General features: G+C 64.1%; 18 protein-coding genes and 2 tRNA genes. 10 read left to right on the plus strand and 10 right to left on the minus strand.

The features are described 5' to 3' along the window. Positions 1-17: 17 nt before the first annotated feature. From VGE27_RS04210 to VGE27_RS04225, 4 genes are all read right to left on the minus strand, one after another. Positions 18-1,034, minus strand: coding sequence for an NAD-dependent epimerase (locus tag VGE27_RS04210; RefSeq protein WP_331048382.1), 1,017 nt, complete (start codon positions 1,032-1,034; stop codon positions 18-20). 84 nt (positions 1,035-1,118) lie between these two features. Further along, the gene (locus tag VGE27_RS04215; RefSeq protein WP_331048383.1) at positions 1,119-2,084 is read right to left on the minus strand and encodes a DMT family transporter; all 966 of its coding nucleotides are present in this window, start codon (positions 2,082-2,084) and stop codon (positions 1,119-1,121) included. Next, positions 2,081-3,493 (minus strand): magnesium transporter, encoded by a 1,413-nt coding sequence (gene mgtE / locus VGE27_RS04220; protein ID WP_331048384.1) that lies wholly within the window; start codon positions 3,491-3,493, stop codon positions 2,081-2,083. Before mgtE ends, VGE27_RS04215 begins: the two co-directional genes overlap by 4 nt. A gap of 91 nt (positions 3,494-3,584) precedes the next feature. Continuing rightward, positions 3,585-3,836, minus strand: a complete 252-nt coding sequence (locus tag VGE27_RS04225) for a hypothetical protein (RefSeq protein ID WP_331048385.1) — start codon at positions 3,834-3,836, stop codon at positions 3,585-3,587. Between the two features lie 79 nt (positions 3,837-3,915). On the opposite strand from VGE27_RS04225, the gene VGE27_RS04230 reads away from it, so the two are divergent. Genes VGE27_RS04230 through VGE27_RS04245 form a run of 4 tightly spaced genes read left to right on the plus strand, consistent with a single transcriptional unit; the run spans position 3,916 to position 7,894 of the window. Further along, positions 3,916-4,836 carry an NAD(P)-dependent oxidoreductase gene (locus VGE27_RS04230; RefSeq protein WP_331048386.1) on the plus strand — a complete coding sequence of 307 codons (921 nt, stop codon included), beginning with the start codon at positions 3,916-3,918 and terminating at the stop codon, positions 4,834-4,836. Next, positions 4,833-6,116: a cysteine desulfurase-like protein gene (locus tag VGE27_RS04235; protein ID WP_331048387.1), complete on the plus strand. Its 1,284-nt coding sequence runs from the start codon at positions 4,833-4,835 to the stop codon at positions 6,114-6,116. The genes VGE27_RS04230 and VGE27_RS04235 overlap by 4 nt, the downstream gene beginning before the upstream one ends. Next, entirely contained in the window at positions 6,117-7,382 is a 1,266-nt protein-coding gene (locus VGE27_RS04240) for a hypothetical protein (RefSeq protein ID WP_331048388.1), read from the plus strand. It abuts the gene before it with no gap. Continuing rightward, the gene (locus VGE27_RS04245; protein ID WP_331048389.1) at positions 7,379-7,894 is read left to right on the plus strand and encodes an acyl-CoA thioesterase; all 516 of its coding nucleotides are present in this window, start codon (positions 7,379-7,381) and stop codon (positions 7,892-7,894) included. The genes VGE27_RS04240 and VGE27_RS04245 overlap by 4 nt, the downstream gene beginning before the upstream one ends. A gap of 27 nt (positions 7,895-7,921) precedes the next feature. Here VGE27_RS04245 and VGE27_RS04250 read toward each other — a convergent pair whose 3' ends face one another. Then, positions 7,922-9,703: a carbohydrate-binding domain-containing protein gene (locus tag VGE27_RS04250; RefSeq protein ID WP_331048390.1), complete on the minus strand. Its 1,782-nt coding sequence runs from the start codon at positions 9,701-9,703 to the stop codon at positions 7,922-7,924. A 153-nt stretch (positions 9,704-9,856) separates the two neighbouring features. Continuing rightward, positions 9,857-10,846 carry a ribonuclease Z gene (rnz, locus tag VGE27_RS04255; protein WP_331048391.1) on the minus strand — a complete coding sequence of 330 codons (990 nt, stop codon included), beginning with the start codon at positions 10,844-10,846 and terminating at the stop codon, positions 9,857-9,859. Between the two features lie 256 nt (positions 10,847-11,102). Here rnz and VGE27_RS04260 point away from each other — a divergent pair, with 256 nt between their 5' ends. Then, positions 11,103-11,468 carry a KGG domain-containing protein gene (locus VGE27_RS04260; protein ID WP_331048392.1) on the plus strand — a complete coding sequence of 122 codons (366 nt, stop codon included), beginning with the start codon at positions 11,103-11,105 and terminating at the stop codon, positions 11,466-11,468. A 100-nt stretch (positions 11,469-11,568) separates the two neighbouring features. Here the strand turns inward: VGE27_RS04260 and VGE27_RS04265 are convergent, their stop codons facing one another. Together VGE27_RS04265 and VGE27_RS04270 are read right to left on the minus strand one after the other, a co-directional pair. Next, positions 11,569-12,558 carry a threonine ammonia-lyase gene (locus VGE27_RS04265; protein WP_331048393.1) on the minus strand — a complete coding sequence of 330 codons (990 nt, stop codon included), beginning with the start codon at positions 12,556-12,558 and terminating at the stop codon, positions 11,569-11,571. Between the two features lie 24 nt (positions 12,559-12,582). Then, a complete protein-coding gene (locus VGE27_RS04270) occupies positions 12,583-14,064 on the minus strand; it encodes a deoxyribodipyrimidine photo-lyase (RefSeq protein ID WP_331048394.1) in 1,482 nt (493 codons plus the stop codon). A 181-nt stretch (positions 14,065-14,245) separates the two neighbouring features. On the opposite strand from VGE27_RS04270, the gene VGE27_RS04275 reads away from it, so the two are divergent. Continuing rightward, a tRNA-Ala gene (locus tag VGE27_RS04275) sits at positions 14,246-14,318 on the plus strand. A gap of 222 nt (positions 14,319-14,540) precedes the next feature. On the opposite strand, the gene VGE27_RS04280 is transcribed toward VGE27_RS04275, so the two are convergent. Continuing rightward, positions 14,541-15,710, minus strand: coding sequence for a hypothetical protein (locus tag VGE27_RS04280; protein WP_331048395.1), 1,170 nt, complete (start codon positions 15,708-15,710; stop codon positions 14,541-14,543). A gap of 176 nt (positions 15,711-15,886) precedes the next feature. On the opposite strand from VGE27_RS04280, the gene VGE27_RS04285 reads away from it, so the two are divergent. From VGE27_RS04285 to VGE27_RS04295, 3 genes are all read left to right on the plus strand, one after another. Continuing rightward, a complete protein-coding gene (locus VGE27_RS04285; protein ID WP_331048396.1) occupies positions 15,887-17,593 on the plus strand; it encodes a glutamine--tRNA ligase/YqeY domain fusion protein in 1,707 nt (568 codons plus the stop codon). A gap of 112 nt (positions 17,594-17,705) precedes the next feature. Further along, a complete protein-coding gene (locus VGE27_RS04290; RefSeq protein WP_331048397.1) occupies positions 17,706-18,269 on the plus strand; it encodes a Uma2 family endonuclease in 564 nt (187 codons plus the stop codon). A gap of 102 nt (positions 18,270-18,371) precedes the next feature. After that, positions 18,372-18,444: transfer RNA gene (locus tag VGE27_RS04295), tRNA-Gln, on the plus strand. 111 nt (positions 18,445-18,555) lie between these two features. Here VGE27_RS04295 and VGE27_RS04300 read toward each other — a convergent pair. Further along, positions 18,556-18,786 (minus strand): hypothetical protein, encoded by a 231-nt coding sequence (locus tag VGE27_RS04300; RefSeq protein ID WP_331048398.1) that lies wholly within the window; start codon positions 18,784-18,786, stop codon positions 18,556-18,558. A gap of 447 nt (positions 18,787-19,233) precedes the next feature. Here VGE27_RS04300 and VGE27_RS04305 point away from each other — a divergent pair, with 447 nt between their 5' ends. Then, on the plus strand, positions 19,234-20,691 hold the full coding sequence (locus VGE27_RS04305) for a hypothetical protein (RefSeq protein ID WP_331048399.1): 1,458 nt from the start codon (positions 19,234-19,236) through the stop codon (positions 20,689-20,691).

Genomic DNA, 20,691 nt, shown 5'->3' on the forward strand with positions numbered 1-20,691 from the left:
CCACCCCGCGTGTCATCTCAGGCTCCGACGCGGTAGTAGTCGCGGTACCAGGCCACGAAGTTCGCTACACCGGTCTCGATGGAGGTGCGGGGCGCGAAACCCACGTCTTGCACGAGTGCTTCCACATCGGCATACGTCGCGGGCACGTCACCTGGTTGAATCGGCAGCATGTTCTTCTCTGCCGTCCGCCCCAGCGCCTGCTCCAACGTCGTGATGAGATGCATCAATTCGACCGGGTTGTTGTTACCGATATTGTAAATTCGGTACGGGGCCTTGCTCGTCGCCGGGTCGGGCTTGCCGGAATCCCAGTCCGGGTTCGGTGCTGCCACGTGGTCGCTCGTGCGGATCACGCCCTCGACGATGTCGTCGATGTACGTGAAGTCACGCTGCATCTTGCCGTGATTGAACACGTCGATGGGGCGCCCTTCCAGAATGGCCTTGGTGAACAGGAACATCGCCATGTCCGGGCGGCCCCACGGGCCATACACGGTGAAGAAACGCAGGCCCGTGGTGGGCAGGCCGTACAGGTGGCTGTACGTGTGCGCCATCAGCTCATTGGCCTTCTTGGTGGCCGCGTAGAGCGAGACCGGGTGGTCGACATTCTGGTGCACCGAGAACGGCATCGCCGTGTTGGCGCCGTACACGCTCGATGACGAGGCATATGTGAGGTGCTGCACGCCATGATGGCGGCACCCCTCGAGGATGTGCAGGAAGCCGACGAGGTTGCTGTCGATGTACGTGTGCGGATTGGTGATCGAGTACCGCACGCCGGCCTGCGCCGCGAGATGAATCACGCGGTCGAAGCGTTCCTCGCGAAACACACGCTCCACGCCCGCGCGGTCGCCCAACTCCATGCGCACCAGCCGGAAGCCCGGGTGACGTGACAGACGCGCAAGACGCGCTTCCTTGAGCGTGGGGTCGTAGTAGTCGTTGACGTTGTCGAGGCCCACGACTTCATCGCCGCGCGCCAGCAGGCGCTCACTGGTGTTGTAGCCGATGAAGCCGGCCGCGCCGGTCACGAGGATCTTGGCCATGGTATTCGAAAACTCGGGAAAATGCCTGATGCTCCGTCGCGAGTCCGTTCGCGGCAGGGCAGTCTCATTGGACGATCAATGACCCTACTCTGGCACGCTCCGCACCATCGGAGGCCGCTGCAGCAGAAGCACGGCGCCCATGATGGCCACACCGCCCACCACCGTGCCGATGCCCACGCCCTGACCAAGCAGCGCGATGCCCAGCAAGGTGGTCCAGAAGGGCTCCACCGTGGACGTGATAGCCGTGCGCACCGAGCCGAGCATCCGCAGCCCCACCAGGAACCCCAGAAACGCGCCGGCAGATAGCACGCCCTGTGTGATACTTGCCAGAAGCGCCACCGGTGCCGGTATGGAAAGCAGCGCGCCGCTGGACAGTGACCACGTCAGGAAACACACCGATCCGCCCACGGCGATGGCGCGCGCCACATCCAGCGGGTCGCGTCCCGTTTGCAGGCGCGCCAAGAGCGGGATGTACAGGGCGTACACGATGGCTGCGGCGAGGATCACCAGCACGCCCATGGGTGCCAGCGACTCGGCACTCGGGGCACCCACCATCGCGCCCAATCCCAACAATGACAGCACCAACGCCACCACCCGCGTGCGATCAAGATGGTCCGTGCCCCGCACGGCGGCGAAGATCGCCACCCACGCGGGATACGTGTAGAACAGGAAAGACGCCGTGGCGGCGGGCAGCCATCGCAGGGCCAGCAACGCCAGCGTGGCCACCGACGCCTGACCAATCCCGGCCTGCGCCAGGATGCGCGGTGCGTACCATGGGTGAGCAGGCTTCGTGGTCGGTGCGTCAGCGGCGCTTGCGTCGGTGGGTCGTACCAACCCCCAGATCACCAACAGCAATGCGGTGGTGATGTACCGCCAGGTCTGCACACTTTCGAGCGCCATGCCACGCTCGGTGGCGATCACCGTCAGCGGCGAAATGGAACCGAAGCAGCAGGCGCTGATCACCACCGCCAGCGTGCCCTTGAGACGCTCGGCACGTTCATGGCTCTCGTGCCCGTTTGCAGCTGGCGCGCGGTGGGCCGCTGAACTCACAACAGCGTGCCGCTCAGCACCATGTAGGCGACGCTGAAATAGATGCTGATGCCGGCGACGTCCACCAGCGTCGCCACGAACGGCGCCGAAGCACTCGCCGGGTCGAACCCAAGACGACGCAGAATGAACGGCAGCATAGAGCCCGTGAGTGAGCCGAATGCGACGATACCCACCAGCGACACACCCACGGTGAGCGCGATCAGCAGGTGGTGCGTGCCGTAGTCGTACAGACTGAGCTTCTGCCACGTGAGAATACGCCCCACAGCGAGCAGGCCAAGAATGATGCCCAGCATCAGGCCTGCGGGCAGTTCGCGCAGCACGATACGCCACCAGTCCTTGAGCCGCACTTCGCCGAGCGCCATGGCACGGATGATCAGTGAGGTGGCCTGTGATCCCGAGTTGCCGCCCGAGCTGATGATCAGTGGCACGAACTGGGCGAGCATCGTCGCACGGTCGATGTCGGTCTGGTAGTGCGCCATCGCCGAGGCGGTGAACATCTCGCTGATCGCGAGTACGGACAACCAGCCGGCGCGCTTGCGCACGTTCTGCCAGAGACTGATCTGCATGTAGGGCTCTTCGAGCGCTTCCATGCCGCCGAACTTCTGCGCGTCCTCGGTCTGCTCGTCCTGGATGACGTCGATGACGTCGTCGACGGTGACCACGCCCAGCAGGCGATGGTCCTGATCGACCACGGGCAGCGCCACGAGGTCGTAGTTGGACGTCACCTGCGACACTTCTTCCTGCAGTGTGTCCGGTGCCACACTCACCACGTCGCTCCACGCGTGTTCGCTGATGCGCGACCCTTCCGGCGCGGCCAGCAACTCGCGCAACGACAGCACGCCACGCAGGCGGCCGTTCACGTCAGTGGTGTAAATCGTGTACATCGCTTCGCGGCGGCCGGCCCGGGCCATCGCGCGCACGGCGCGCAGCGACTCCTCCACTGTCAGCGTCTCTTCCACCGAGACGAACTCGGTGGTCATCAGGCCGCCGGCGGTGTACGGATCGTACTGGAGCAGCCGCTCGGTTTCGGCCTTGTCCGCCGGTTCGAGTTCCTGCAGGATCTCGTCAGCCGTTTCTTCGTCGAGCTCATCGAGCGCGTCTGCGCGCTCGTCGGGCGTCATCTCAGCGACGATTTCGGCCGCTTCCTGCACCGGCAACTCTTCGAGCACCTGCGTGCGCAGATCCTCGTTGAGGTACTCCATGACCTCGGCCGCGCGCTCCCGCGGGAGCGCCGCGAGGAACGCGCGCACCTGCTCCTCCGGCATCGCCTCGGCCACGTCGGCGAGGTCGGCCGGATGCATTTCTTCCGTTTGCGGGCCGATGCTTTCCGGATGCTCTTCGAGAAGTTCGAGCAGGTCCGGCACAATCAGCGCCGCAAGCGGCCGGTCTTCGTTGGCGCGTGGCGTCATCGGCGAAGGGGCGGCGGTCTGGCGCGCAAGTTAGTACGGCCCATGCGGGGCGCAAAGCGAACCCGCTCCATGGGCCTGTTGGCCCGGAGGCCTAGGTGTCGCCCGGTAGTAACGGCAACGTTCCTCTTTCCTGGCGCACGTCACGCAGGGTCACGCCGGCCATGGCCAATGCGGCGGCCAGAGCGTCCCGGTCAACGGGGGCCTCCAGCTCCAGAACCGCCCCGGTCATGGACACCTCGGCGCTGAGAATTCCCGGTACGGCCGTCAGGGCGGTCCAGACCGCCCGCACGGCATGTACGGCGATGAGCCCGTCGATCTCCACGTAGGCGCGGTAGCGTGGCATCTTTCAATCTCCACGAGGGGGAGACGCCGCTCAACTGCCGGCACCCTGTCGCCTCAATACACAGCCTACGCCCTGCTGCATGCCTCGCGTCGCCTTTCTCGGATTGGGAGCCATCGGAACGCCCATGGCCCGGCACCTCGCGCGCCCGGAGCACGATCTCGTGATCTGGAATCGCACGGCGGCCCGCGCCACGGACTTTGGGGCAGAGCAGGGCGTGCGGGTGGCCGCGACGCCGGCTGACGCTGCCCGTGATCGTGACGTGGTCGTGACCTGTCTGCCCATCTCGTCCGATGTCGAAAGCCTGCTCGACGGACCCGATGGATTGCTGGCGACGATGCCGGCGGGATCGGTGCTGGTGGACTGCACCTCGGGCGATCCGGCGACTTCCCGTCGCATGGCCGCTCGTCTGGCCGAACGAGGCATCGGATTTCTCGATGCCCCAGTGTCGGGCGGCGTGAGCGGGGCGGTGCAGGGCGCGCTCACCGTGATGGTGGGCGGCGATGAGGCGCTGCTCGAGTGGGTGCGGCCGGTCATCGAGTGTTTCGGCAAGCGCATCGTGCACTGTGGTGCCATCGGTGCCGGTGACGCTCTCAAGGCCGTCAACAACGCCTTGTTGGCCATGCACATCTGGGGCACAGCGGAAGGGTTGTCGGCCCTCGAGAAAGCCGGTGTGCGCAGCGATGTCGCGCTCGACGTGATCAACACCTCGAGCGGCCGCTCCAACGCCAGCATGAACCTGTTCCCGGAGCGCGTGCTCACCCGGGCTTTTCCGCGTACGTTTCGCCTGGCGCTGCTCGACAAGGATGTGGGCATTGCAGCGGAGATTGCGCGCGAGCAGAAGATCGTCGCGCCGCTGTTGCAGCTCACGTCGGAGCTGTTCCGTCAGGCGCATCGCGAACTCGGCGAGGAAGCCGATCACGTCGAAGCCGTGCAGGTGGTCGAGCGACTCGCCGGTGTGGTCATCGGCGGGAAACCGGAAGCCGGAACAGGACAGGCATGAGCAGCATCGGTGCAACGGACGGGCTGGTGTCGGTGCCGCCAGTGATCGCCAGTCTGCGCGAAATTCGCGCGCAGTTCCCGGCACTGCAGCGTCGCGAAGGCAATCACGCGGTGGCCTACTTCGATGGGCCCGGTGGCACGCAGGTGCCGCAACGCGTGGTCAATGCCATGAGCGACTACCTGCTGTACCACAACGCGAACACACACTGGGCCTATCCCACCAGCGTGGAGACGGACGAGATGCTGCTGCGTTCGCGCACGGTGCTCGCCGACTTTCTGGGTACCACCGCCGACCAGATCGCGTTCGGTGCGAACATGACCACGTTGCTCTTTCACATCGCGCGTGCCATTGGCCGCGGGCTGCGGGAAGGTGACGAGATCATCGTGACGGAGCTCGATCACCACGCCAACATCGCGCCGTGGCAGGCAGTCGCGCGCGAGCGTGGCGCCGTCCTGCGCTGGTTGCCGCTCGATGTGAAGACTTTCCGTCACGAAGAGGGCGCACTCGAGCGCCTGCTGTCCCCCCGTACCAGGGTGGTGGCGGTTGGTGCGGCGTCGAACATTCTCGGCACCATCAGCGATGTGACCTCGATTGTCGCGAAGGCCCGCGCGGCGGGTGCCATCACTGTGGTGGATGCCGTGCACTACGCGCCGCATCATCTGGTCGATGTGCAGGCCATCGGCGCCGATTTCCTGTTGTGCAGCGCGTACAAGTTCTACGGTCCGCATGTGGGCGTGGTGTACGGCCGGGCCGACGCCACGGCGGCGCTTGATCTGCCGCGTCTTGAGCCCGCACCGGATTGGGTGCCTGAATGTCTCGAGACCGGCACGCAGAATCACGAGGGCATCGCGGGGGCTGCGGCGGCCGTGGAGTTTCTGGCCGGACTGGTGCCGGGTGACACGTTGGCCTTCAGTCGGAGGGCGCGGCTCGCGCAGGCGATGTCGGAGCTGCAGGTGCGCGGTGACGCGTTGTTCGTGCAACTGTGGGAGGGACTACAGCGTGTGGATGGTGTGACGCTGTATGGTCCCCCGCCGGGAACACCACGCACGGCCACACTGTCGTTCCGCGTGAACGGGCACGCCAGTGAAGACGTGGCACGGGCGCTCGTTGCGCAGGGCACGTATGTCTCACACGGCGACTTTTACGCCACCACGGTGGCGCAGCGCCTCGGACATGCCGAAGAGGGGTTCGTGCGCGTGGGATGTGCGTGTTACACCACCGCCGAAGAGATCGAACGACTCATCGATGGCGTGAAGACCGTGGTACGGGGAGCGGCCTGAATGCGCATGGTCCGAAAGGGTTGGCGGGTGCTGGCTGCCGCGACGCTGCTTGGCACCACGGCGCTCGCAGCGGCGTGTGATGCGCCCGGCGAACTGCGCCAGGCATTGCCTAGGGCGGAGTTCCTGTTCGCGGCCGGTGACTCCACCTACTGGGTGCGCAGTGGTGGAGAGGGCATGCGCGTGCGCAGCGCCCCCATCCTGCTCACACAGGTGGATGGCCGGCTCTTCGAGATCTTCATCGGGGACGACGGCGCCGAGTATCCCGAGGCCTCGTTTGCGACCGCGCGGCTGTGGGCGCGATCGCTCCAGGCCAAAGACAGCACGCTGCTGTTCGCAGACAGCACGGTGCTGCGCGAACTCGTGGCGTGGCGTCGCCGGCATCCGCAGCAGGCCGAGATCGATCCGTCGGATGAAGACGTGATCGATGATCCGCAAACCGTGGTGCAGGACGACATCGAAATCCTCGACGTGCACGGGCCGTATCTCACGTTCGAGCACCTGCTCAATGTCGATATCGATGGTGGACCCGAACACATCCACAGCGGCCGACGGTATGTGGTGGACGTGCGCTCGGGACGCATCATGGGGTTGGGCGATCTGTTGGGGGCGAAAGAAGCGACCAATGTGGCCACGCGTGCCCGTGCGTCGCTCACGCAGTTGATCGACTCGATTCGCACAGCAGGCAATGGGGGCGATGATCGTGCCGCCATCGCCATGGAAACGCTCGAGACGTTCACCTTCGATTCGACCTCGTTCGGTATCACCGATTTGTCGCGCGAACCGGCCGTGACCTTCATGGTGCCCGGCCATGGGCTCGATGGGGAGGCGCTGGCCCTGCACCTGCCGCCCATTGCGGTGGACGTGCCGGTATGGTGGAAGTCGGTCAAGTCGACGCTGCCCGAGTGGAGTGCGGATTCCTCCATCGTGCGGTGGGACCGGTCGAGCTACCGCATTGCCGCGCGTCCATCACCTGAGGGCGATGCGCTCGCGCTGGTGCTGTCATCGCGCAGTGGGATGGGCGGTCAGCACGAATGGCCGGTGGCCACGGTAGGTGCACCAGCATATCAGCTCATCGCGCTCGAAACACCGCCGCTGGACAGTGCCTCGCGTGCGGCGCTGGCGCGGGCATTCGATGTGTCCACCGCGCTCGATGGCATGGTGCAGCGGGCGCGCTATCGCGGCGCGTCACCGCGTCGCGCGCCGGAAGCCGCCATGCGCTGGCGGCTCACTTCCAATCGTCTGAACTCCCCAAGGATGGCGCCGTGAGCGAGCGTCCCGTAGTCGAACGCGCCATACGGCCCGTGTCCGCATCGCAGCATGAAACGAGTGAACTCATCATGCCGCATGATGCGAACATTCTCGGGCATGCCTTTGGTGGGGCCATCATGGCCATGGTGGACAAGGCCGCGGCCGTGGCAGCGTTCCGGCATTCACGCACCGCGTGTGTGACGGCGTCGATCGATCGCGTCGATTTCCGCGAGCCCATTCATGTGGGCGATCTGGTCACCTGCAAGGCGTCCGTGAACTTCGTGGGCAATACGTCCATGGAAGTGGGCGTGCGGGTGGAGGCGGAAGATCTCATTTCCGGTGCGCGCCGCCACACCAATACCTGCTACCTCACCCTCGTGGCCATCGACCGAAATGGCCGCCCTGTGCCGGTCGCGCTGGTCAAGCCGGAAGACGACGACCAGTCGCGTCGGTATGATGCGGCGCAGGCCCGCCGCCGTCGTCGGCTCGAAGAACGGCAGGCCGAAGCCAAGGCGGACGGGGACACCTGAACGCGGTGTCCCCGCTCGCGTTGGTGTTCAGGGGACGGTGATACGGTTGGTGATTGCCGAGAGTGTGAAGGTCTGCACCAGCGTGCCCAGCGTGTACTGACCGCTGGTGTAGAGACCATCGGTCGCCGTGCCGGATTCCGTGCCGCCGGCATACAGTTTGTAGCTGCCGCCCACGGTGAGCAGAGGTGAGGACACCACCAGCGACTGATAGCCTTTCACCGGCGCGAGATCGAACACCGCAGCACCCGCACTGGTCTGGATGTGCATGATGCCTCCCGCCGCGCGCGCGGTGCCGAACGTGAACTGGATGGACGGCTGCGTGGACGCGGTGCCCGGTGCCTGTGCCATACTGGTGGTGCCTGTACCCACGAGGAAGCCACCCGTCATCACGAAGGTGCGGTCGTAGTCGATGGCCGGATTGGGCCCGCTCGGCGGACCCGCCACCAGCAGGCAGCCCCCCGTCATCGCAATGGCGGAGTTGGAGTCGATGCCATCGCCACCCGACAGACTGGTGATACGCCCGCCGTTGATGCGGATGGTGTAGTTGCCCGTGCCACGCGCGCCATCACCGTCGCCGGACAGATTGATGCCGTCGTCGCTGGCCACGACACGCACCCGTCCGCCGTTGAAGGTCATATCGGCCTTGCCGGCTTCGATGCCTTCATAGCTCTTGGTCACGTCGATGCTGCCGCCGTTGATGGTCACCGCGGAATCGGCATGCACACCGTCATCACCCGTGCTGATCGTGAAGGTACCGCCGTTCACCACCAGGTTGGCATTCGAGTGCAGACCATCGTCGGCCGTGTTCAGCGTGGCCGTGCCACCATCCGCCACGAACATCACACCGGCCTTGAGTCCTTTCGCCGACAGCGTATCGGGAATGACGGTGGAGCTTCCGCCACGGGTGACCGCGGTGATCGTGCCGCCCGTCATCAATAGATCGGTCTCGGCCTGCACCGCGTCATTGCCCGCAGCCAAGGTGAATGTGCCACCGGCGATGAGCACGTAGCCCAGCGCGGCATCACCATCTTCATTGGACTTGAGCGCGTCACTGCCAGCGGTCACGCCGATTGTGCCACCGCGCACCACGAGATAGTCCTTGCCACGAATGCCGTCGTCGGCGGCCGTCACCGTGATGCGCCCTGACCGAATGACGAGGCCATCCTTGGAGTGGATGCCGTGCGCAATCTTGCCCGTCACGTTGAGCGTGCCTTCGCCGCCGATGGACAGATTCACTTTGCTGTAGAGCGGCGCATTCTGCTCGGCGCCTGTCGGATACGACGTGCCGTCCTGCAGCACATTGGTCGTGCCGCTCACCAGCACGATCGCCGCGCGCTTGGCCTTGGATACATAGAGCGGCGCATCCGTGCTGCGTGAGATCGACGCGCCATCGAGCACGAGGCGCACGAGACCCGTGTCGGCAGTACTCACGAATACCTGACCATCTGTCATTGTACCGCTGAGACGATACGTGCCCGCTGAGCCGATCGTGACCGTGCTGCCGCTGACGGTGGCGCCGCTGCCGGTGACGGTCGCGGTCGTGCCATTCAGTGCGATCGTTGTCGCCGTGACACCATCGATGCTGTAGTCGCTCGTGACTTCGTGATCGACCGTGTTCTTCGCCATCGCCGATGCCACGGTGTAGGCGTTGGTCAGCTTTGCGTCTTCACTGCAGCTCGGACTGGATACGGTGAACGTAGTGCTGTTGCCCGTGCCGGTGGTAGAGCCGTTGTCGTCAGTGGGAGACGTGAGTTCACCGCCGTCGGTGCCACATGCGCCCAGCATCAGGCCTGCTGCCAATGTCCACATGGTGGAGCGGCGCGGCGTGTGTGAGGTCGCATGTAAGGGCAGACGCCGTGCCGGCGCTCGCGATGGAAGAGATGCTGGTGGTGTCATGACGGACTCCGCGTGTGGTGCCGGTGAAGTGGATCTGTCACCGCAACACGCCACGCACGCGCAGCCCTATGACCGCGCTTCCGTCGACTGTGTTTCCGTCGCCTGCGCTGCTTCTGTATGCGTCTCGGCCAGCTCTTCGGTCAGTGCGAGCTCGATCTCGGTGCCGTCGCGGGCAATCATGGTATTGGCGAACACGGCGCGTGCCTGCTGTTCCAGTTCGCGTGTGTCGCGTGAATACCGCGCCGAGATGTGCGTGAGCACCAGGCGGCGGGCGCCAGATTTGAGCGCCACCTCGGCCGCTTCCCGCGCCGTGGAATGGCCGGTCTCCAAAGCACGCGGTGCTTCATCGTCAGCGAAGGTGGACTCGTGGATCAGCAGGTCCGCATCCTGCGCCGCGGCGATCGTGCCTTCGCAGGGCCGGGTGTCGCCCGTGATGACAATACGGCGGCCGCGGCGGCGTTCGCCCACCAGCACAGACGATTCGATGACGCGGCCATCGTCGAGCGTGATGGCTTCGCCGCGATGGATGCGCCCCCACATCGGACCTTCGGGGATGCCCAACTCACGGGCGAGGTCTGGGTTGAATCGCCCGCGCCGCTCCTCTTCGACCACCGCGTAGCCCAGCGACGCGGTGCCTCGATGGTCGACCGCGAAGGTATCGATACGGTAGTCCTCTCCACGCCTTATGCTCGAGCCTGCCTCAAGCTCACAGATCTCGACGGGAAATGTTGTACGTTCGCCACCAATGTTGATGCACTGACGCAACGTTTTGCCCGTGCTGCGAGGCGTCCACAGCCGTAAGGGCTCTGTGCGGCCCTGCAACGCCATGGTGCGGAGGAGCCCGGTGATCCCCAACAGGTGGTCCGAGTGCACATGCGTGAAGAAGACGTCGGACACCGCAAAGGAGACCCCGTACCGCATCATCTGGCGCTGGGTACCCTCCCCGCAATCGAACAGAAGAGTTTCCCCCTCCCGGGTGAGGGAAATGGCGCTCACGCCACGCTCGACAGTGGGGCGGGAGGCAGCGGTACCGAGGAATCGTACGAGAAGCGGCATGGCTCCGAATATAGACCGGATCGCCGAAATCCCGGTGTCAGGCCTCGCCATGCCGCCACCGTGACGGACAACCTCTCATTACAGAGAGAGAGGGTTTGTGACTTCTTGCCAACCAGACACATGAGCGGCCCGGCGCTTGCAGTAGGGTATGCCAGGTTCGCCGCGGTATGCACTCGCTGTAACGGATCCGTCGAGGGGTTCGCTCACCGACTGCCTGTCGCACTCAATCAAGAACTTCCGGACGGCCGGGGGGCGTATGACCGGAAAGAGCCGACGTGGTTTCGCGTCGATGGACCCGAATCGTCAGCGTGAGATTGCCAGCAAGGGCGGGCGCGCTGCACATGAAAAGGGCACTGCACATGAATGGTCTTCTGACGAAGCGCGGGAAGCGGGTCGCAAGGGCGGTGTGACCGTCAGTCGCGATCGGGCCCACATGGCTGCCATCGGACGAGAGGGAGGGGAGTCGCGCAGTGCCGCGGCTCGCCAGGCCCGGGTGTCTCGCATGGGAGAACGTGAGGTGCCGATGATGTTGTCCCGTGACGCTGCGGAACATGGGCGCTCGATGCCCATGGAGCGTCCGCGTACGATGCCGATGCGAAGCGACGAAAGTTCGCTGCGCTGACCCATCGACACACAAACTCAAACCGGCGGAGCACCTGGGTGGTGCTCCGCCGGTTGTCGTTTGTCTGTCGGTCTGCGCGACGCGTCAGTGCCGCGACGCGTCAGTACGTCGACAACAGCGTGTGCAATCGTGACTCATCGATGTTGCGGCCGCTCACCACCGCCACCACTGGACCGCTGAGCGACGGCACACGGCCATGCCGCAGCGCCGCCACGGTCACTGCGCCTGCGCCCTCCACCTTGAGGTCGAGGGTGCGGTGTAGCCACGCGATGGTTTCCCCAAGCTCGGCCTCGGTCACCAGCAGCATCTCGTCGGCACACTGTTGTCCAATGTGCAGCGCGTCGGCGTCGATCTGTCCGGCCAGTCCGTCGGCAAGTGTGGGTGTCACCGGGGAGTCCACCACATGACCTGCGTGCACGGACTTGGTCATGGCTGCGGTCTCCTCGCTCTGTACGCCAACAATGCGTACCTGTGGGGCCAGCATGCGCAGCACAGCGCCCATGCCGCCCAGCAGGCCACCACCACCGGTGCAGATGAGCACTGTGCCCACTGAGGGCAATTGCTCCAGCAACTCCAGCGCCACCGTCCCCTGCCCAGCCAGCAAGTCCAGTCCCAGGCACGGGTTGATGAACCGGATGCCATGTCGCTCGGCGTGCGCCTTCGCCAGCACCATCGCCGCGTCGTAGTCGAGCGCTTCGTCGTTCACGATGGCACCCAGCGTACGAATGCCGTCCTTCTTCACCTGTGGTGCCGTGCGGGGCACGTACAGCATGGCTGGCGTTTCGAACGCCTTGGCCGCATACGCCACGCCCAATCCGTGATTCCCCGCGCTCGAGGCCACCACACCCGCACGTCGTTCTTCGGCGGAGAGTCCGGCCAGCACATTGAAGGCGCCGCGCACCTTGAACGAACCTGTCGGGTTCTCGAGCTCGAGCTTGAGCCAGACCTCCACACCCAACTCGTTGGTCAGGACGTCGCTGCGCTCGAGCCGGCTGGCTGGCATGAAGCTGCGCACGTTCAGGGCCGCCTCACGAACGGCGTCGACGCTGGGAACGATGGTTGGATCGAAAGCCGGATTGAAGGCAGCCATGAGTCACCGGGTGTGAGACGAACGTCAGAGCAGGCGCGGTGGTGAATCGGCATCACCGCCCACGCGCGCAATGTATCCCTCCACATCGAACTTGGTCTTGGCGCGCGCGGTGGCCATCGGACGCAGGCCGCCCCATATGGGCTTGTTGCCCCACGGACGATCCCACAATCCCAGGCACCACATGATGCCCCCCACACTGTTGGCATCCCGCCCGTCGAGCGCGTACTTGTCGTTGAGGTGAAACAGCCAGTTCCGCGCTTCTTCGTAGGTGTGCGTCCAGAGGAGCACCGTCTTGCCCCACAACATGCGCGGATAGTTGTGGATGATGCCCTGCTGCACGAGCTCCGTCTGCGCGGCATTCCAGAGGCGATCGCCTGTCTGCGCGCGCTCGAGCTGTTCCAGCGAATACAGAACGGGACGCGGGTCGTGCTCGTGTTCCTGCATCGTGCGCTGCACCCACGCAGGAAGCGCCGCGATCTGGTCGAAGTTCGGCGTGCGCACACACCAGTTGTACGACAACTCTCGCCATGTCGTGATCTGCTGCACGAAGGCGTCGAGATTGGCCGCACCAACGCCACCCGCCTGTGCTTCCCGCACCACGCGCGCCGATGAGATCTGCCCAAAGTGCAGATAGGGTGAGAGGCGCGATGTTCCATCATCGTCACTCGCCTCATTGCGACGCTCGTCGTACTGACGCAATCCGTCGTGCAGAAACTGTGTCCATCGCGCATCGGCGGCGCGGCTGCCACCAGCCAGCGGCACGGCACGCACATGCTGATCGATTTCACACGCCGCCACCGCGCGTGCGATGGCTTCGTCATCCATCGTCGCGATGGTCAGTGGCTCGAGTCCACCGCCTTCCCGCACTACCGCGCGCAGCGACTTGGCCAACGCCGCAGAAACCGATCTGCGCGGCGTCACATCCTTCACCGGCTCGATGGCATGTGCGAGCAGTCGCCCCAGCTTGGGCCGGATCGTGCGCGCCGCGTACTCCGCTTTCTCGAACAGGCCACTGGGCACGGTGCACACGCTGTCCACCGCGAGCACGCGACACGACGCACGCTCGGCGAATCGCACGAGCCGCTCACGAATGCCGGCCGTCGGAAAGAGATCGGTGAACACCACGTAGGCGCGCGCGGCCAGTCGGTCCACCACGCGGGCATCGTCGGCGCGACGTGGGCGCAGCACAAACTGGTAGTGAATGCCCAGGGCTTCGGCCTGCCGCGCCGTGTCGCGAGCGCCTTGCAGGATGAACGTGTGGTGCCGCGCCGAGGCGTGCGGATAGGTGGGGTCGAGTCCCTGATGCACCACCACGGGCAGATTGAGGCGGTCTGCCGTGCGCACCGCGGCCCGCAGCCCCCAGTTGTCGTCGAGACGGTGCGTCGACTGCATCCAGTACAGCACGTATTCGCCGTCCGGGCGGTACGTCTTGCCATTGAGGTCGACGGTGCGCGGGACGAGCTGGTCGCGGACGTAGTCGTCGGTGAGGGCGTGTGGGCGGGGCACGTTGGAATCTTGGCGGATTCTCCCGCGAAGCAGGAGGGAGGGGCATCGTGGAGTTGGTGCGCGAAGCGCCAGGCGCGTCCATGTGCCTTGACAGCAAGGAGATGGCCGCTAGCTTCCCGTTCGTTACCCGAACGGCCCCGCGCTACGGAGCGGGGCTATTTTTATCGGGTCAACACAACTTGGGGCTGTAGCTCAGCTGGGAGAGCGCTGCATTCGCATTGCAGAGGTCAGGGGTTCGAGCCCCCTCAGCTCCACTTTCGGGAACTCTTCGTGGGATCCCGTGTACGAAATCACAACCGGATCGTGACGGATCCGGCGCTGGCGTGACGCGGGAACCCGGTGCATCGTCCAGTGTACGAAGACGCTGAGCCCGCCGCCGATCGGTAGGACGGAGAGTTCCAATGACGGCGAGCGCGGCACATCTGAGAGCCCCCGGCTGCTGAAAAGCGGTGCGGGGGCTCACTTTTTCCCGGCACTCAGGGCACCTGCGGCAGCGCGGCCAGATCCGCCCGCATCGCCTTGAACGTATCGGCCAGGAAGCGGTTCTCTTCCTCCTCGACCGCGCCAGCGAAATCGCTCATCGCGGTGAATCCGAGGTTGCCCAGAAAGCGCATGATGGCGCTCTCGCGTACCGGCAGGTCGAGCGCACGTTCGCTGAGCGTGCCCCCGGGCGTGGCGCGAAATCCCAGTTTGAACTTCACGCCCTCGCCCGCAAACAGGTGCTTGAGTGGGGTGCGCATCAGTCGCTCGCCGATGAGTGGCAGGTGCCACTCGGGTTCATGGGTGAAGCGCAGCAGCCACGCCCGTTCCTGCGGTGTGTCGATGTGAATGAAATCGCCACGTAAGTTGGTGGCGCCCACCGTGAACAGGCCGAATTTGGCGAGCGCGTCGGCCGTGATCTGCAGCGTATCGGGCATGGCACGCGCGGCGCCCGCGATGGGCTGCAGGCGTCCGTCATGTGAACGAAAACGCATGGTCACCACCTTGTTCGCCGACTGCACGTCGAACCATTCCGCGCCGGTACGATCCGTGAGGCGATAGCGCCACTTGGACGACTCCACATACTTGCGCAGGAACTTCGCGTAGGCCGGGAACGTCTCCTTGATGCGATCGGCATCAACGCGAAACTTCAGGTTGACCAGTGTCGACCCGTCAGCCTGTGCGGTGGTGGCAATGGAGTCGAGCGACACCACCCGTCCGAATGCCGCCGTCGTGCGGGGCAATGTGGTGCGATAGTCGTTGCGCAGCGTCGTGGCCGGGCGTTCCGCAGACAGCAACAAGCCGCGCATGATGCCATTGAGGCTTTGCGGCGGCATGGTCCCCACATGGTGTTGCACGGCCGTGTGCCACAACCAGTCGCTCTCGGCCTGCTGGGTGAGGCGAATGGTGTGTCGTTGCTCGCCGGGCCGGGTGGGCACGGGGGCGTTGGGCCGGGCATCGAACCGGTAGGCGTTGCCCGAGAGCTGTGCATGGATATCGAGCTCGCGTTCGGCACCGCGGGTGGTCGACTGCATCCCCGTCCACAGGGCGGTGTCGCTCACCAGCTTGGAGGGCGAGAACGCGTACCGCCCCAGGCGCATGCGCGCGTTGGCGAATTTCGGCGTGCGGGTGACGTTGGTGAACCGCGCTTCAAACGCGGAGGCCACGCCGTCGAGGTGTGAGCGGGCGGTCGTAGCATCAGAGCCGCCGCCGAGAGCGGCCGCCCGGCAGCCGCTCACCAGAGGAGTAACAGCACATACAGCCAGGGGCAGCAGTCGGCGTAGGGTCACGCCGATATATACCCCGCCTGGTTAGATTGAAGGTCCTCTTTACCCGTACATCAGTGTCCGATTCCGTGCTCTCCGATACAACCCCGTCTCCGCGCCGCGACTTCATTCGCGAAATGGTGGCGGATGACCTGGTAACCGGCCGTTTCGGCCGGGGGCCGGCCACGCGTTTCCCCCCCGAGCCGAACGGCTTCCTGCACATGGGGCATGCGAAGTCGATCTGCCTGAACTTCGGCATCGCGCAGGAGTTTGGGGGGACCTGCAATCTGCGCTTCGACGACACCAATCCGGCCACGGAAGACGTGCGCTACGTGGAGTCGATTCAGCGCGACGTGCAGTGGCTCGGTTTTCAGTGGAACGGGTTGTACTACGCGTCGGACTATTTCGAGCAGCTGTACGAGATCGCCGAACAGCTGGTGCAGAAGGGGAAGGCGTACGTCGACGACCAGAACGAGGAGCAGATCCGCACCAATCGTGGCACGGTGACATCGGCGGGCACGCCGAGTCCGTGGCGCGAGCGTTCGGTGGAGGAGAACCTCGACCTGTTGCGTCGCATGAAGGCTGGTGAGTTCCCCGATGGTTCGCGGGTGCTGCGCGCGAAGATCGACATGGGCCATCACAACATGGTCATGCGCGATCCGCTGCTGCTGCGCATCCGTCACGCACATCATTACCGTCGTGGCAACGACTGGTGCATCTACCCGCTGTACGATTTTGCGCACGGGTTGAGCGACGCCATCGAGGGCATCACGCGCTCGTTGTGCACGCTCGAGTTCAAGGACGCGCGCGAGATCTACGACTGGCTGGTGCACGAGGCGGGCTTCGTGAATCCGCCCACGCAGATCGAGTTTGCGCGTCTGGAGCTCGACTACACGGTGCTGAGCAAGCGCAAGCTGCTGCGCCTGGTGAACGAAGGGCACGTGAGTGGATGGGATGATCCGCGCATGCCTACCATTGCGGGTCTGCGTCGTCGTGGTGTGCGCCCGGAGGCCATTCGGGCGTTTGCCGAAACAATCGGTGTGGCCCGCAAGGATGCGCGCGTGGAGTACGCCACGTACGAGCATGCGGTGCGCAACGACCTGAACATGGAAGTGCCGCGCCGCATGGGTGTGCTCAATCCACTCAAGGTCGTGCTCACCAACTACCCGGAAGGGCAGGTGGAAGAGCTCGAGGCGCAGGACTACCCGCACGACGTGCCCAAGACGGGCTCGCGCACGGTGCCGTTCTCGCGCGAGCTGTATGTGGATCGTGACGACTTCATGGAAGACCCGCCGAAGAAGTTCTATCGGCTGGCGCCGGGCCGCGAAGTGCGTCTGCGCTTCGGCTATCTCATCACCTGCACCGATGTGGTGAAGAACGACGCCGGCGAGGTGGTCGAACTGCACTGCACGTACGATCCGGCCACGCGCTCCGGCTTGGCGCCCGATGGCCGCAAGGTGCAGGGCACCATTCACTGGGTCAGTGCGGCGCACGCCGTGTCGGCCGAAGTGCGGTTGTACGATCGGTTGTTCTCGCAGGCCGACCCGGACGACGTGCCGGAGGGGCAGGACTTCCTGTCCACGCTCAACCCGGACTCGCTGGTGGTGATCGCGGACGCCAAGGTGGAGCCCAGCGTGCTGAGCGACCCCGTGGGATCGCGGTACCAGTTCGAGCGGGTGGGCTATTTCTACGCCGAGCCGGAGGGGAGCACCGCGGAGAAGCGGGTGTTCAACCGGATCGTGGGGCTCAGGGACAGCTGGGCGAAGGAAGTGAAGAAGGGCTGAGCGCCATTTCGATGATGGCGGCGTACTGGGGGTGACGGTGATCCGTCACCCCTTTCGCATGTTGGCGCATGATGTTGCCGAGTTGCGAAATTCGCCGAGAGCCGAGCACAATATGGGTATGCCTGCGATTCAGGAACGCCGCTGGAGCGTCGAAGAGGTACAGGCGCTGCCCGAGGATCCGCGAAACCGTTATGAGACGGTGGACGGGGAGTTGCTGGTGACACCAGCGCCTCGCCTTCCACACCAAGCGGCAGTCGCCGCGGTGTACCGTGCGCTGTTCGATCTGGTGCAGACACACGACGTGGGGCTGGTGTTGTTTGCACCATTCGATGTGATCCTCGATCCGCGTACGCTGGTGCAGCCGGACGTGCTGGTACTGCCACCGGTGGGGCAGGAGGTGCTGAGAGGCGACGCACTGGCTCCGATGCCGCTTCTGGTCGTCGAGGTGTTGTCACCAAACACCGCGCGGAACGATCGTTTGCTCAAGCGACAGCGCTACCAGCGGGCTGGCATCGAGTGCTGGCTGGTGGATATCGACTCGCAGCTCGTGGAGCGGTGGACGCCAGACGCGGAGTGTCCGGAGATCTGCGTGGAGCGTGTATGTTGGGAGCGGGAGGGGCTCGCTGCGCCGCTGTCGCTTGAGCTTCCGGCCATCTGGACTGAGGTGATCAGGTAGGTCCGGCGCTCGGTTCGAGGTGGATTCGCTGCCCCACTACCATCCGGTCGGGCACGCTCTATATTTGTGGGCTCCCCCACCTCTGTGGTGCGGGAAGCCAGCTGCCCCTTAGCTCAACTGGCAGAGCGTCTGACTCTGGATCAGAAGGTTCCTGGTTCGATCCCAGGAGGGGCAATAAGAAGCCCGTCAACGACTTAGCGCGTTGGCGGGCTTCTGTGTTTCGTCTCAGTTTTGTGCAAAGGAACGCCGCAGGAACTTTCGGAATGGGATGAAGGCTCGGGAGCAGCTATTGGTCGTCAAACTGGACAGGCCAATCTCCAATGGGCCCGAGCAGGTCCGCAGCCACCTCGTGTAGCCTCCGGTGCAGGTGCTCGAGCTCGCTGGCGGCGTACCAGCCGCTCAGCGCTGCGCCGCTGGGTGCTTCGATTCGACCGATGTAGCCCGTGTCTTCCTCAACACCCTGCAGATCGAGGCTCGCGTCCGGTGCGTGATGACGGAAGAACCGATCAGCCGGCATTTCCGTCGGGTTCCATTCGCCACAGGTGCGCCGCGGGACAATCACTCCCAGGCCGCCGTCCGGGCAGACCCTGTAGCTCCTGGCCGAGGGACCACCGCACCGCGAAACCGGATGGCTCACGCAGATATGCGAATTGCATGACGGGGTCTTCGCCGAATGCTCCCCACAGCGCTGCGGTGGCCGGATCTATCGATTCGGGACGGGGAGGGTGCATTATCTCTTGAGTCTGCTTCTACTGTTCAGCGACGCTCTCATGGTCTCGAAACGCACTGTCTGAAATGCACTTGCACTTGCCAAGAGGGAACTTCCTGATGGAGGTGCCTGCAAAGCTGATTCTTGATCGGCAAGGCTTACAACCGTCGGCTTAAGTCCGTAGGGCCGTCATGTTGCAGCGTCGGCGCGCGTGTTAGCGCCGCGTACTTCACAACCCAATTTTCAGACACCGCAATGGCGCTAATTCCGCGCAAACCGCTCTTCACGGATGCGAAAGGCAATCGGTATCTGAAGCTGCCGCTGAGCTCCATGTTGCCAGACACGGCTAATCCTCGCATCACTGAGCAAGAGACTACTCGAGAAACGATCGATGCCATGCTGAAGTTGGAGGGCGACTCCATCTATCGATTGGCCAAGGATGTGTTGGAACAGGGAGGTCTCAGTCCTTCGGATTTGATGATGGTACGATTTGTGAATGGGAAGTATGTCGTGAAGGAAGGGAACCGCCGACTTGTGGCGCTGATGCTGCTCCGCAACCCAAACTTGGCGGGCGCAGAATCGGACGAACGTCGTCGATGGAAGAAGTTGGCGGCAGACGCGCGCGTGGATAGCCTCCCGAAGTACTTCACCGTAGTCGTTGCGGCGGGTGACGATGCTTGGATTGATCGGCGGCACATGGGTGAACAGGGAGGCGTTGGCATAATTGGCTGGAATCGCAACGCCCAAGCGCGCCGACAGATGCAACAGGGCAAGCTCAATCTGACGCAGGCACTGATCGACGCCCTGATGTCTGTAGACGCTGAAAGGTTTCGCGACATCCTGCCGGACACGCGCGGGTTCTCAACGCTGGAGCGCCTAGTGGAGAATCCACATGCTCGCACAACGATCGGTATCGACGTCATTGATACGGAGACTGTCCGTTTCACAAAGGGCGCTCGCTCACTTGCAATGGTGGAGACCATTCTGCGGGACATGCGCAAGCCGACGGCGAAGGAGGGGCGCATCAATACCCGCACGCTGAACAACAGCGATGCAATCGCCGGCTACGTCAATAGAGTGGAGCGCGATGCCCCTGTGGAACTCGAGTCCGAACCGTTTACTGCCTCGCCAGTACAAGATGTTCCTCGTCCATTAGCGGACGAGCCCAGACCCGAACGCCCTGCACCGAAGGCGACAGGGATACGAGCGCTCCTACCCAAACGGGTAGACGGGCGACCAGGGAAGATCGTCGATCAGCTGGTAAAGGCCGCCAAGCAAGACATGCCAGATGCCGCACTCGTTCTGTTGCGTGTCTACCTCGAGCTAAGCGTTGAAGCGTACGCCAGAACCAAACAGTTGACTTTCGCGGGTGACAAGGATCCTGTGGTCCAAGAAGAAGTGAAGGCATTTCGCAAGTCGGCAAATCAGGCGAAAGTGCAGATTCCTCATTCTATCAGTCGCGCACTCGATCGATATGCAGACCACGCGACCCTGACGCTTGAGGAGCGACTGCGGTTGACTATCGAGAACATGGTCGCCGAGAAGCTACTCGATCAGAAAGATGGCAATACCATCAAACGCCACATTCATGAGCATCAAGTTCCAGCGCAGTTGAATGACGCGGTGCATCGGCTGAGCGCGGTTCCACAGCTGCAACACACTCTACATATTCTGGAAGTCCTTCGGCTAGTTCTTCCTCATCTGCACGCGTAG

The sequence above is a fragment of the Gemmatimonas sp. genome, assembly GCF_036405635.1.
GTDB lineage: Bacteria > Gemmatimonadota > Gemmatimonadetes > Gemmatimonadales > Gemmatimonadaceae > Gemmatimonas.